Raw genomic sequence first — 12,406 nt, 5'->3', positions numbered from 1 at the left:
CCCGGCTCGGCCGGCGATCACACCAGTTCGATGGCCTCCGCGATCGACGGCAGGATGCGGCTGGGCCGGAAGGGATACCGCTCGACCTCGTCGACGGTGGTGGATCCGGTGAGCACCAGGATGGTTTCCAGTCCGGCCTCGATGCCGGCGACGACGTCGGTGTCCATCCGGTCGCCCACCATCACCGTGCTCTCCGAATGGGCCTCGATCCGGTTCAGTGCGCTGCGGAACATCATCGGATTCGGCTTGCCCACGAAGTACGGCTCGCGCCCGGTCGCCTTGGTGATCATCGCGGCGACGGACCCGGTGGCCGGCAACGGACCCTCCGCCGACGGCCCGGTGACGTCGGGATTGGTCGCGATGAACCGGGCACCCTGCAGGATCAATCGGATCGCCTTGGTGATCGCCTCGAACGAGTACGTCCGTGTCTCCCCGAGCACGACGAAGTCGGGGTCGACGTCGGTGAGCGTGTAACCCGCCTCGTGCAGCGCCGTGGTCAGCCCGGCCTCACCGATGACGTAGGCCGAGCCGCCGGGCAGTTGGTCGGTGAGGAACGACGCGGTCGCCAGCGCGGAGGTCCAGATCGACGCCTCCGGGACGGTGAGTCCCGAGCGCATCAACCGGGCCGCTAGGTCGCGTGGGGTGAAGATCGAGTTGTTGGTCAGTACGAGGAAGGGCCGCTCGCACTCGACCAGTCGCTGCAGGAACTCCGCGGCGCCCGGCAGCGCGTGCTCCTCGCGCACCAGGACGCCGTCCATGTCGGTGAGCCAGCACTTCGGTGTGTCGCGCACACCCCCAGTGTGCACCGCTTGGATACTCAGCCCATCGGCATGTCGGGCATGGGTGCGTTGCACCGATCCCGGAAGTCGGCCGCGGGCTGCCGTACTGCGCGGAGTTCATCGCGCACGCGTGGGTTCGCCTCCATGTAGGCCTGAATCTCGGCCGTCATCTGGTCCCTGGGCTTCCCCTTGAGGCCCGTGAAGAAGGCATTCACGTCGGGATGGGTGAACAAGTACGACGACGTACCCGCGGAGACCCCGCTCATGACGCCGGCAAGGTCAGCGGCCGTGCAGTTCGGCGGGTCGGCGGCGGCGGTCGCCGATGCACCGAAAAGCGTTGCACCGGCGATCAGGCCGGCGCCGATAATGCTGCGAGAGAACATCTCAAGCTCCTTGATCGAATGGACGACGGATTACTGGGCGAGACTCAGCGCGGACCGCCCGGGCGCCCCGGGCGTCCGATGTCGATGGGCGGAGGGGGAGGACCGGGATTCACGATCACGTCGATACCCCAGTCGTCGCTGCAGTACCAGGGGTCGGCACAGTAACCGGGATAAGCGGGCCCCGCGGTGGGTGCGCTCGGCCCGCCTCCCCGCACCGTTCCCTGTGCGCACACCGTGGCGGCACCCGCACTTGTGCAGTCCGCTGCTGCCGGCGCTGCACCGATCATCACGGCGACGGGCACCACCGCCGGTATCACCACCAAAACTGAACGCAGCCGGTTAATTCTCACAGTGTCCTCCTTCCTGAATGAATGTAAAGGACCCTGTATTCAGGATCATGACATCGGGTCTCGTTGTCCGGCTAATAGAGGATTTAGACCTCTATCCGGTCCGAAAACGCAAAGTTGGAGCTGCTACCAGCCGCGATAACGTGTGACCGCTCGCAACCCGAGTGACCGAACCGCCGAAACCACTGCGCAGAAACTAAACGGTGCTACCGTCGGGCTCACCCGGTTCGGAAAGAGGACGTGGCATGGCAGAAGTCGATTGGGACTGGACCAAGCCGGCCGCGATGGCCATTCCCAAAGAGGGATACTTCGAACTCGAGCGCGGCCGCTACGGCCCGGTGTTCCCGAGGACCCCGGCGTGTTACGGATTCTCGATCATCGCCAAGGTCAAGGAAGGTCGGGAGGAAGCGATCCGCGCCTACGGCAAGCAGATCGAAGAGGCGATCGCGGGCAGCCCCGACGTGCTCGCGCCGCTTCGACTGCACTACCTGCGCTGGGTCCTCTTCGACGTCGGTTCCGGACTGCACTTCCAATATCAGGGCATCTTCGACACCGACTTCGACAAGTACACCGAGGATGCGGTGCAACTGTTCAGCCAGACCGGCATCACGACGGCGTTCACCAACCTCGAGGGCTTCCCGGAAGACTGGAGGGAGAACCCTGATGCATTCGTGAAATTCGTTCGCGATCATCATGTTCCGAGCTTCCTCGAGTACGGCGAGTACCCATACGTCACCGCGGACGAGATCAAGAAGGCGCTTCGATTGAAGGCCGCGTTCTCGACCATGCTCGACCAGATGCAGTAGCCCTCGGGCCCGCACATGCTCGAACTCGACGACATCCAACACATCCTGCTGACCCGGACGCCGGCGATCACCGGCCGGTACGAATTCCTCACGTTCGACACGCCGTCCGGCGGCCGGGCGTGGTTGTCGGCCCTGTTGGACAAGGTCGAATCGGCAGCGAGCGTGCCCGCGACCATGGACAGCACGCGGCGGTGGGTCACCGTGGCCTTCACGTGGACCGGGCTGCGGGCACTCGGCGTTCCGGAGGAGTCGCTGGCCACCTTCCCCGACGCGTTCAGAGAAGGTATGGCCTCGCGAGCAGACGTCCTCGGCGACTCCGGCGAGGACCATCCGGACAACTGGGTCGGCGGCTTGGCGAGCGACGAATTACACGCCATCGCGATCCTCTTCGCACGCGACGACGAGCAGTGCCGCAGATCCATCGAGGAGCACGACAAGCTGCTCGCCCGCACCGACGGTGTGCGTAGCCTCTCGTACCTCGACCTGAACGCGACCCCGCCGTTCAACTATGCCCACGACCACTTCGGGTTCCGTGACCGGCTGTCCCAGCCGGTGATAAAGGGGTCGGGTGAGGAACCCACACCGGGTTCCGGCGCGCCACTCGGACCGGGCGAGTTCATCCTCGGCTATCCCGACGAGAACGGGCCCGTCACCGATCTGCCTCAGCCCGATACGTTGTCGCGCAACGGGAGCTACATGGCATACCGCCGATTGCAGGAGCACGTCACGCGCTTCCGCGACTACCTGCGGGACAACTCTGAGGACGCGGACGGTGAAGAACTCCTAGCCGCGAAGTTCATGGGCCGCTGGCGAAGCGGTGCGCCGCTCGTGCTGGCACCGGACAAGGACGACCCCGAGCTGGGCGCAGATCCCATGCGCAACAACGACTTCGACTACAAGGAGATGGACCCGTTCGGGTACGCCTGCCCGCTGGGTTCGCACGCCAGGCGGCTGAACCCGCGTGACACCGCGCACTACATGAACCGGCGCCGCATGATCCGCCGCGGAGCGACGTACGGCCCCGCACTGCCCGACGGTGCGGCCGACGACGGCGTCGATCGCGGCATCGCCGCATTCATCATCTGCGCAGACCTGGTGCGGCAGTTCGAGTTCGCCCAGAACGTCTGGATCAACGACAAGACCTTTCACGAGCTGGGCAACGAGCACGACCCGATCTGCGGGACGCAGGACAGCACGCTCGACTTCACCGTGCCGAAGCGGCCCATACGGAAGGTACACAAGGGTATCCCGGCGTTCACCACACTGAAGGGCGGCGCATACTTCTTCCTTCCCGGGATCAACGCGTTGGGGTATCTATCGACTGTGGGTAAGACATGACCACAGCGCAGGCACGCACCTACAACCAGAACCACGTCGCCCGTAACCACGACGGCCGCCGACGGATCAGCATCTACTGGACCTGGAGCTACCCGTGGGAAGCGCAGCGCGACCCGGCCGAAATGTACAACCGCTTCTCGACCATGACCGAGGTCCGAAACGCATTGTGGCCCAACTACGAGACGCCAGACTACAACGCGGCGCACTTCCTGCAGGGCATCGCGGGAACGCTCGAACTGTTTCACCGGTCGACGCTGGCGTTCCAGGAACTGGCGGGCGAGGCCACCGGCCACCCCGTCGCGGTGTTCCAGCGCATCGACCAGGCCGGCTACCTGCTGCCGATCGACGACCGGATCCTCGCCGACACCGACACTCTTATGGTTTTCGGTCTCGACCACATCCTCTCCGAACAGGAAGCCGCAACCGAGGAGATCGCGGCGATCAGACAGTGGCTTCAGCGCGAGGGCACGTGCCTGCTACTGGCGCCCCACCACGATGTCGGCTTCACCGACGACTTCGCCCAACGGCAGATGGAGTTCGAGCATCACGGCGATCCCCTGGTGCCGCGCCAGCAGCGGTTCGGCCAGTACACCCGATCGCTGATGAAAGCCCTCGACGTACCGGTGCACAACACGTGGGGTCTGCGGCCCGCGGTGGTTGAGGGAACCCGGGAGATCGCGCCGCTGACCGGATTCCGCGATCTCGATACCGCGCGACTGTTGGACAACGTCACCACGTTCAACTTCCATCCGCACCTGCCGCACTACGAACTCACGGCGCCCGCCGGCGACGGCCTGCGCGTGCTCGGCCGCCAACGTGTCGACCCGAACCGGCCGCACCCGTTCACCACCGGGGGCGACACCGAGTTCAACGCTCTGATCTGGATGCCTCCGGCGGGCCGGCGCGCAGGCGACATCGTGCTGATCGACTCCACACACTTCACCACGCTGTTCGGTGGTACCGACAGCCTGCGCAATCTCTGGCACAACCTGGCAACGATGAAACCGGAGTAACCATGCACACTGCGATACGCCCTTGGACCACAACGGGTATCGCGCTGATTGGAGCGGGCGTGATCGCCGTCGCGCCGATTACGCCCGTCACGGCGCCACCCGACGTGCCGGTCGCCGTCGCGAAGGTCCGTTCGGTGACGCTGCCCGACGTGCAACTGGCGGCCTCGGTTGCCGACATCTTCACCTTTCCGATACTCCGCCAGTACGTGATCAACGAGGTCGGCGACTTCCTGGTCCAGATCGGGGCCTGGACCCAAGCGGGCGCGAACCTCGCAGAGGTGATCGGCGCGGTGCCCGAGACACTGCGACTGCTCACCCAGCAGCTGCTCTCGCTCGACCTGCTCGGCGCACTCGACACGATCTCGACCGCTCTGGTGGGTTCGATCGCGGCTGTGGGTCTGCCCTTCATCGAGTCCTCGATAGAACTCAGTGAGCGGGAGCTGGCGAGGCAGTTGGCGCTGGCGAGCGCGTCGCCCGAAGCCTTCATCGGGCTGGCCCTGTCGTTCGTCGGAGCCGTCGAGACCGTGCTTCAGGCGTCGATAATTGGCGGTCAGCAAGTGGTGGATGCCATCCTCACGTTCGACCTCGGCAACATCGCCACCGCCTTCCTCGACGCGACGCGTGACTTCTTCGCTTCGTTCGCCGTCGGCGGGCAGATCCTCGTCGACGGGATCGTGTTCTATCAGCAGACGATTGCTGCGGCGCTGGCCGCGCAACCGCCGACGGCCATGGTTGCCACCGACGCCGAGCTGACCGGCCCGACATCGGTGCCCGACCTCGACGACGACGCAAAGTTGCTGACGCTGTCCACCGAGCCCGAACCGGACGGGCAGGAACTCACCAAGTCCGATACCGCCGAGGAGCAGGGCTCAGGGGAAGAAGGCTCAGAGGAGCAGGGAGGCGGCCAGGAGGCCGGCGAGGATCCCGCCGGCGCGGAGGAAGCCGAGGACACGGCTTCCGAAAAAGAAGTCGCCGAAGAGGATGCAAGGGAAACCGAGGAAGAAGTCCCCGATCCAGCGGGGAACGTGCAGGACGGCGGCACAACGGCAATCTCCGGCGCAACGCAGACCGGCCAAGGCAACGAGGAATCCGCGGACACCGGAGACACGGACACCGGAGACACTGAATCCGCTGACGTCGCCTGACGGTCCCCGGAATCAGCGGGTCTTGACGGGTAACCTCGCCCAGCCCCGCACGCTGGACGTCCGCGCCCGGCTGGCGTTGGCGTAGTCGACGTCCCAGTCGGTCCACCGCTTGAGGACCTCCTCGAACGCGACCCGCGCCTCGAGTCGCGCCAGCGCCGACCCCAGGCAGAAGTGCAGCCCCTGCCCGAAGCTCAGGTGACCACCTTTGCGGTGGATGTCGTAGCGGTCGGGATCGGTGAAGTGCGCGTCGTCGCGGTTGGCGGACCCGTTGAGCAGCAGCATGTATGACCCTTCGGTCACTGTGTGGCCGTACAGCTCGACGTCGCGCGCCACGTAACGCGCCTGCACCGGCGAGGGCGGCTCGTAGCGCAGCGTCTCCTCCACCGCGGAGGGGATCAGCGACGGGTCGGTGACGAGTTGGCGACGCTGGTCGGGATGTTCACCGAGCAGCTGACCCATGAAGCCGATGAGCCGGGCGGTGGTCTCGTTGCCCGCACCCGCGATCATCGCGGTGTAGGCGAGCACTTCGGTGCGTTCGAGTGGCCGACGCGTCCCGTCCTGCTCTTCGACCTCCGCGTTCAGGAGTTCCGTCATCAGGTCGTCGGACGGATGCGTCGCCCGCCATTCGATGTATTCGGCGAACATTGCGATCGCATCGGAGAAGATCGTCGGGCTGAGGTCAGCCACACCCGACTCCTGAGCACCGACCGTGATGCTCTTGTCGTTGAGATCGCGGATCTGCTGCTGGCCCTCCTCGGGAATACCGAGCAGGTAGCCGATCGTGCGCATCGGCATGATCGCGCCGAGATCGCTGACGAAGTCGAAACCATCGGCGTCTTGCAGCGGATCCAGTGCGCGCGCACAGAATCCACGGACCAGCTCTTCGACCGCGAGCATCCGGCGAGGCGTGAAGACCCGGGACAGCAAACGGCGGTGCAGGTCGTGCAGAGGCGGGTCCTCGAACAGCAGGATCCCCGGCGGCACCTCGATGCCGCTGAACAGGATGTCGGCCGTCGTGCCCCGGCCCGACCGGTAGGTCTCCCAGTCCGGTAGGGCGCGCGCGACGTCGTCGTAGCGCGACAGCGCGTAGAAGTTGTACTTGTCGTTGAAGTACAGCGGCGCCTCTGCCCGCATCCGTTTCCACACCGGGTACGGGTTGTCGTCGATCGCGAAATCGAAGGGGTCGTAGTACAACTCGACGGAGGGGTCGACAGTCACAGCAAGTACTCCTTGAGATCAACGGGGCTGGTTCGGTACACCCGGGAACAACTGCACATTCGGGCCGGAGGTCACATATCCCAACTGTTTCGTCACCAGGTGGGGCGCGAAAACCGCGCCATAGAGGACGTTCCCGATGACGATGACCGAGACGATGGACACGACGACCGATTGCACGCGGGTCTTCGACACCTTGTCGGAGAACATCTCGATGACGTTTCGTCCCTGCACGTCCGTCCGGCCGAGCAGATAGGTGAAGACCATCATCTGGATACCCATCGCGATGGCGTCGTAGATCGGATACTGGTGCAGAGTGCCCTCGAAGATGGCCAACCCCGGGATGACGTACGCGTAGTAGAAGACCCCGATCTGGGCGCCGAGACCGCCATTGAACACCAGGGCCCAGCAGAAGCCGACGATCAGGCCGACCACCAGAAGCGTGATTGGCCTACGCCAGTTGAACCGCTCGCTCAATTGCCGCCCGATCGCCGCGCCGGTGACCGCGGGAATGCAGAAGTAACCGATGTAGCCCAGCGGCACCGACGAGGGCAGGCCGCCCCAGGTCATGTTCAGCGGCCACCACGACGGCATGCGCGGCAGTCCCGGCGGGAACTGGGCGTACATCGCCCAGTCGTAGGGCGCCTCGATCCACGAGAACGAGATCGCGCAGATGCACAGGAGAAGCAAGGGATGCAGGCGCCGACCGCGCACGCTCAGGTAGATGCCTGCGGCCGTGAAGAAGATACCGCTGAGCCAGCCGAAAGCATTGGCCGCCGCCAGCAGCGGTGTCAGTTCGCCGTTCACCGGTCACGCTCTCCACTGGCCGTCTGTTCTTCGCGCAAGCGCTCATCACTGGCCGTCTGTTCTTCGCGCAAGCGCTCATCACTGGCCGTCTGTTCTTCGCGCAAGCGCTCATCACTGGCCGTCTGTTCTTCGCGCAAGCGCTCATCACCTGTGCCGCCGCGTGCTTCCGGATCGAAATAGACGACCACGCCGAAAATCAGGATGATCAGCCCGAACAGCGTTCCGAGCATGATGAGTTGGCCCACGACCACGTTCCTTCCGCCACGATCTTCCGAATAATAGTGGACACTATTACCACGCACCCGGTCAAGGGAGGGCTATCGTCAATTCCCGTGCCCCAGCGAAGCTCGTCGAAGAAGGGAACCGCCGGCGAGTCGCCCGCCGCGCGCAGGCCCCGCGGCGAGGCACGCCGGCTCCTGCTCGACGCCGCCCGAGATCTGTTCGCGCGCCGGGATTACCGCAGTACCACGACCCGCGAGATCGCCGAGGCCGCGGGGGTCAGTGAGTACCTCCTGTTCCGCCACTTCGGCTCGAAGGCGGGGCTGTTCCGAGAAGCCCTGGTGGTGCCCTTCACGAGCTTCCTCGACGAGTTCGCGAAGACCTGGCAGGCCGTCGTCCCCGAGGAGACCGACGAGGCCGAGTTGGCGCGTCAGTTCGTCGGCCATCTCTACGACGTCCTCGTCGAGCACCAGGGCCTGTTGCTGACGCTCGTCGCATCGGACGGACTCAGCGACGACGACATCGAGGCCACCGGCGTGGCCGACATCCGTCGCGCGCTCGGCCTGCTCGGCCGAATCAGCGCCGAGGGCATGCGGTTACGCGGGATGCGGCCGAGGCAGCCGGACCTGCCCGCCCAATCGACGGTGGCGATGATCGTCGGAATGGTCGCGCTGCGGTCCACCTTCTTCGGCGACAAGCCGCCCTCCCGCGAGGCGATCGTCGACGAACTCGTCCAGGCCACGCTGCACGGGTTCCTGCACCGCCCCGACTGACAGGTCTAGCCGCCGGGTCCGTTGGGCCACTTCAGCAGTGAGCCGGCATCGACCCGGATGTGCTGGCCGGTGATGTAGCGACTGTCGTCGCTGGCCAAGAACACCCCGAGCTTGGCCATGTCCTCGGGCTCGATGTACGGGATCGGCATGGCCTGGAAGAGGCTGAACAGCGGTTCGGCGTCCTCGCGCGTCGGTGTTTTCCCCTCGGCCTTGAGGTCGGGCCGGAAGACGCCGTACATGCCCTCGTTCTGCAGCAGGTGCGTGTTGCAGTTCGTCGGATGGATCGCGTTGACCCGAATCATCCTCGGCGCCAGATGAAGACACATCTCGTCGACATACTCCATCACGATCCGCTTGCTCCATCCGTAACCGGCACCGCCGGGACCCATGTCCGGGCTGGTGGTGGTCCCGCGGATCATGCCGGCGGTGGAACCGGTGACGATAATCGACGCACCGTCCGGTAGGTGCGGGATCGCGACCGCGACGGTGTTCATCACGCCCACCAGGTCGACGTCGGAGGCGTCGACGAAACCCATGGGATCGGGATTGCCCATGGCCATGGGCAGGATGCCCGCGTTGGCGACGACGATGTCGATTCTGCCGAGATCGGCCAACCCGGCCTCGACCGCATCGCGCAGTTCGTGGCGCTCGCGGACGTCGGCGACACGTGCCACGACGCGCCGTCCGATCTCTTTGATCGAGCGCTCGGTCTCGGCGAGGTCGTCCGGCGTCGCCAGCGGGTAGGGATTCGACGGGATGTCACGGCAGATGTCGACCGCGATGATGTCGGCACCTTCCTTGGCCATCGCGATCGCGTGCGCGCGCCCCTGACCGCGGGCCGCGCCGGTGATGAAAGCGACCTTGCCGTCGAGCTTTCCGGTCATTGAAACCTCCGCTGAGCATGTGCGCGGGCCGAGCTGCCGCACAGAACGATGACCGAAACCTATTTTATACAGGCCACCAGATCAACAGTTTGCGGGACAAAAATTTGGGTCGAGCCGTTCTATCGGGGTGCGTCTGCATTCTTCGAACCCATCGACCTCTCCAGTCCCGCACGCATGGCCGGCCGCGGTCCGCGCATCGGGCAGATGCCGGTCGAGGCGACCCACAGCACCGGTGGTCGTCGACCCAGTTGGAACCGAGCTTGCCAAACGTGTCTTCCACCTGGCCTCCCAACAACTGCGTTTCAGCAGGCAGGAACGTCGAAATGCGCACGTGATCTGATAACCTTTACCAAACATTGGGTCAGATGACTGCTGGTGGGAGCCGAGAACGTGCAGGAGATGCGGGGCGAAGCCGCGTGACACCAAAGCGCAACGCGGGGAAGGGAGCAGTTGGCTTCTCGAGCCACGCCGGCAATGCGTACGACGATGGCACCAGGCGTACCGAAATACTGCAGACGGCCGCGCTGCTGATCGCCACATCGGGACTGCGGACCTCCTTGCAGGAGATCGCCGATGCCGCCGGCATTCTGCCCGGCAGCCTCTATCACCACTTCGAATCCAAGGAAGCGATCCTTGTCGAGCTGCTCAGGCGTTACCACGAAGACCTGGACCGGATTGCCGAACGCGCCCAGGTCAAATTGGACGACCCGTCGTCGCACTCTGCCTTCGATCGGATCGTGGACCTGAGCTCCGCGATCGCGCAATGCGCAGTCACTCACCGCGCAGCACTACAGATGTCGTTCTACGAGGGGCCGAGTACCAACCCCGAGCTGGTGGCGCTCGCGCAGAGAAGGCCGACAGCGGTGCTGCAGGCGATGCTGCAGACGCTGAGGGCGGCTCGGTGGAGCGGCTACATCAGATCCGACGTCGATCTCAACGTCCTGTCGGACCGCATCGTGCAGACGATGCTTCACGTCGGCCTGGACGTGATCCGCCACACCGCCGGTGCCGACAAGCTCGCCACCGTGCTCTGCCGGATCATCCTCGAGGGACTGGCCGCCGAGCCCCCCAGCGATGCCGACTTGGACGGGTCTGCCGCCTTCCGCGCCGCCGATGCCGTGGTGAAGTCATGGAGCGACGAAAGCGAGATTGACGACAAGGCGGCCCACGTACGTGCCGTCGCCCGTGCGGAGTTCGGACGCAAGGGCTACGAGGTGACGACTGTTCGCGACATCGCTTCGGCGGCTGGGATCGGCACCGGCACGGTGTACCGGCTGATCGGGTCGAAAGACGAGCTTCTGGCGTCCATCATGCAGTCCTTCGGCGAAAAGGTCGCGATGGGCTGGACGGAGGTGCTCAAGACCGACGCGTCGCCGATCGAGAAGATCGACGCATTGAGCTGGATCAACACCAACGCGCTGGACCGCTTCGGTGACGAGTTCCGTATTCAGCTGGCGTGGATGCGCCAGTCCCCTCCCGACACGTCGAATCCGGGCTATCTGTTCACCAAACGGGTGCGGCAGATGAAAAGCCTTCTGGCCGAGGGGATGCAATCTGGGGAGATCAGCATCGACAGCCCGTCGAACGAACTGCTGGCGCGCAGCGTCATCGGCATCGGCTGGGTCCCGGAGAACATCCTCCGCGATCTGGGGACGCGTCAGGCGCTTATCCTCGTTCGGGATACGACGATTCGCGGTGTCATCGAACGCCATTCCTGACTACTTGACCGTGCCGCTGTCATGAGTCACTCGACGTCAGATTTCTTGCCCACGGGCATAGACCAAATAGTTGTTCTGGCGTACCGTGGAGGAGCGGCCCAGGAATCAGGCGGCATTGGGCAGCCATGCCCGCACCGCCACAAAGTAACTCGTCAAGGACTCGACACATGCACGACGTCGCCGCCCCGAAACGCGATGACGACCCGAGGTGGGATCCGGAAAGCACCCGCCGGCTGATCAACTTCGCCCGCCCCATCTCCCAGCGCTGGTTCCGATGGGAGGTGAACGGTCTGGAGAGATTCCCCACCGACGGGGGCGTCCTGACGGTGTCCAACCACTCCGGCGGAATGCTTACTCTCGACACGTTGATCTTCAGCACCGCCTACTACGACCGATTCGGCTTCGATCGGCCGGTGCTGACCTTGGGGCACACCGCGTTGTTCACCGGTCCGATCGGCGGGTGGATGTCGCGCATCGGCCTCATCCGCGCGAATCGCACCGAAGCCATCGAAGCGCTGCAGTCGGGCGCGGTGGTCCTGGTGTTTCCCGGCGGGACCTACGACGCTTATCGGCCGACCTGGGCGGAGAACAGCATCGACTTCAAGGGCCGCACCGGTTACGTGGCAACTGCACTGGCGGCCAACGCACCTATCGTTCCCGTCGTATCGACCGGAGGACAGCAGAGCCAGCTGTTTCTGACGCGTGGCACCTGGCTCGCAGAACACCTCGGCCTCAGACGTTTTCGCTCCGACATCTTGCCGATCAGCTTGGGGTTCCCCTTCGGACTGAGCGCGATCGTGCCCGTGAACATCCCACTGCCGACGAAAGTCGTCACGCAGGTGCTACCGCCGATCGACATCATCGGCCGGTTCGGTCGAGATCCGGACATCGACGAGGTCGACGCCCACGTTCGGTCGGTGATGCAGACCGCGTTGAACGAACTCGGCCGCCGGCGTCGCTTCCCCGTCCTGGGATGAGG

At 64.9% G+C, this 12,406-nt stretch carries 14 protein-coding genes; 7 read left to right on the top strand and 7 right to left on the bottom strand.

Annotated features, from left to right (window positions below; genetic code table 11):
• Window positions 1–17 precede the first annotated feature (17 nt).
• From ABGB19_RS03215 to ABGB19_RS03205, 3 genes are read right to left on the bottom strand one after another with little or no spacing between them, the layout of a single operon-like run.
• On the bottom strand, window positions 18–791 hold the full coding sequence (locus tag ABGB19_RS03215) for an HAD-IIA family hydrolase (protein ID WP_347683904.1): 774 nt from the start codon (window positions 789–791) through the stop codon (window positions 18–20).
• A 26-nt stretch (window positions 792–817) separates the two neighbouring features.
• Window positions 818–1,162: a heme-binding protein gene (locus tag ABGB19_RS03210; protein ID WP_347683902.1), complete on the bottom strand. Its 345-nt coding sequence runs from the start codon at window positions 1,160–1,162 to the stop codon at window positions 818–820.
• 44 nt (window positions 1,163–1,206) lie between these two features.
• Entirely contained in the window at window positions 1,207–1,449 is a 243-nt protein-coding gene (locus ABGB19_RS03205) for a hypothetical protein (RefSeq protein WP_347684698.1), read from the bottom strand.
• A 305-nt stretch (window positions 1,450–1,754) separates the two neighbouring features.
• On the opposite strand from ABGB19_RS03205, the gene ABGB19_RS03200 reads away from it, so the two are divergent.
• The 4 genes from ABGB19_RS03200 to ABGB19_RS03185 are packed head-to-tail and all read left to right on the top strand — an operon-like array spanning window position 1,755 to window position 5,811.
• Entirely contained in the window at window positions 1,755–2,315 is a 561-nt protein-coding gene (locus tag ABGB19_RS03200; protein WP_347683900.1) for a hypothetical protein, read from the top strand.
• 15 nt (window positions 2,316–2,330) lie between these two features.
• Complete coding sequence (locus ABGB19_RS03195; protein ID WP_347683896.1) at window positions 2,331–3,653, top strand: peroxidase; 1,323 nt, start codon at window positions 2,331–2,333, stop codon at window positions 3,651–3,653.
• A complete protein-coding gene (locus ABGB19_RS03190; RefSeq protein ID WP_347683894.1) occupies window positions 3,650–4,666 on the top strand; it encodes a hypothetical protein in 1,017 nt (338 codons plus the stop codon). Before ABGB19_RS03195 ends, ABGB19_RS03190 begins: the two co-directional genes overlap by 4 nt.
• A gap of 59 nt (window positions 4,667–4,725) precedes the next feature.
• Window positions 4,726–5,811, top strand: a complete 1,086-nt coding sequence (locus ABGB19_RS03185) for a hypothetical protein (RefSeq protein ID WP_347683888.1) — start codon at window positions 4,726–4,728, stop codon at window positions 5,809–5,811.
• A gap of 12 nt (window positions 5,812–5,823) precedes the next feature.
• On the opposite strand, the gene ABGB19_RS03180 is transcribed toward ABGB19_RS03185, so the two are convergent.
• From ABGB19_RS03180 to ABGB19_RS03170, 3 genes are read right to left on the bottom strand one after another with little or no spacing between them, the layout of a single operon-like run.
• Window positions 5,824–7,029 carry a cytochrome P450 gene (locus ABGB19_RS03180; protein WP_347683886.1) on the bottom strand — a complete coding sequence of 402 codons (1,206 nt, stop codon included), beginning with the start codon at window positions 7,027–7,029 and terminating at the stop codon, window positions 5,824–5,826.
• An 18-nt stretch (window positions 7,030–7,047) separates the two neighbouring features.
• Window positions 7,048–7,833 (bottom strand): spirocyclase AveC family protein, encoded by a 786-nt coding sequence (locus tag ABGB19_RS03175; RefSeq protein ID WP_347683884.1) that lies wholly within the window; start codon window positions 7,831–7,833, stop codon window positions 7,048–7,050.
• A complete protein-coding gene (locus ABGB19_RS03170; RefSeq protein WP_347684747.1) occupies window positions 7,830–8,078 on the bottom strand; it encodes a hypothetical protein in 249 nt (82 codons plus the stop codon). Before ABGB19_RS03170 ends, ABGB19_RS03175 begins: the two co-directional genes overlap by 4 nt.
• Before the next feature lie 87 nt (window positions 8,079–8,165).
• On the opposite strand from ABGB19_RS03170, the gene ABGB19_RS03165 reads away from it, so the two are divergent.
• Window positions 8,166–8,825, top strand: a complete 660-nt coding sequence (locus ABGB19_RS03165) for a helix-turn-helix domain-containing protein (protein WP_347683882.1) — start codon at window positions 8,166–8,168, stop codon at window positions 8,823–8,825.
• Between the two features lie 5 nt (window positions 8,826–8,830).
• Here ABGB19_RS03165 and ABGB19_RS03160 read toward each other — a convergent pair whose 3' ends face one another.
• Complete coding sequence (locus ABGB19_RS03160) at window positions 8,831–9,709, bottom strand: mycofactocin-coupled SDR family oxidoreductase (protein ID WP_347683880.1); 879 nt, start codon at window positions 9,707–9,709, stop codon at window positions 8,831–8,833.
• Between the two features lie 416 nt (window positions 9,710–10,125).
• Between ABGB19_RS03160 and ABGB19_RS03155 the strand changes: the two genes are divergently transcribed.
• Window positions 10,126–11,427: a TetR/AcrR family transcriptional regulator gene (locus ABGB19_RS03155; protein ID WP_347683878.1), complete on the top strand. Its 1,302-nt coding sequence runs from the start codon at window positions 10,126–10,128 to the stop codon at window positions 11,425–11,427.
• Between the two features lie 167 nt (window positions 11,428–11,594).
• Window positions 11,595–12,404: a 1-acyl-sn-glycerol-3-phosphate acyltransferase gene (locus ABGB19_RS03150; protein ID WP_347683876.1), complete on the top strand. Its 810-nt coding sequence runs from the start codon at window positions 11,595–11,597 to the stop codon at window positions 12,402–12,404.
• Window positions 12,405–12,406 lie beyond the last annotated feature (2 nt).

This window comes from Mycobacterium sp. B14F4, assembly GCF_039871645.1.
Lineage (GTDB): Bacteria > Actinomycetota > Actinomycetes > Mycobacteriales > Mycobacteriaceae > Mycobacterium.
The sequence above is the reverse complement of the archived record's forward strand: the minus strand, read 5'-3'. Positions and strand labels throughout refer to the sequence as shown.

Excerpts from the sequence above, each read along its gene's own strand:
- ABGB19_RS03210 (WP_347683902.1), bottom strand. The coding sequence starts at position 1,162 with ATGTTCTCTCGCAGCATTATCGGCGCCGGCCTGATCGCCGGTGCAACG.
- ABGB19_RS03205 (WP_347684698.1), bottom strand. The coding sequence starts at position 1,449 with ATGATCGGTGCAGCGCCGGCAGCAGCGGACTGCACAAGTGCGGGTGCC.
- ABGB19_RS03200 (WP_347683900.1), top strand. The coding sequence starts at position 1,755 with ATGGCAGAAGTCGATTGGGACTGGACCAAGCCGGCCGCGATGGCCATT.
- ABGB19_RS03195 (WP_347683896.1), top strand. The coding sequence starts at position 2,331 with ATGCTCGAACTCGACGACATCCAACACATCCTGCTGACCCGGACGCCG.
- ABGB19_RS03190 (WP_347683894.1), top strand. The coding sequence starts at position 3,650 with ATGACCACAGCGCAGGCACGCACCTACAACCAGAACCACGTCGCCCGT.
- ABGB19_RS03160 (WP_347683880.1), bottom strand. The coding sequence starts at position 9,709 with ATGACCGGAAAGCTCGACGGCAAGGTCGCTTTCATCACCGGCGCGGCC.
- ABGB19_RS03150 (WP_347683876.1), top strand. The coding sequence starts at position 11,595 with ATGCACGACGTCGCCGCCCCGAAACGCGATGACGACCCGAGGTGGGAT.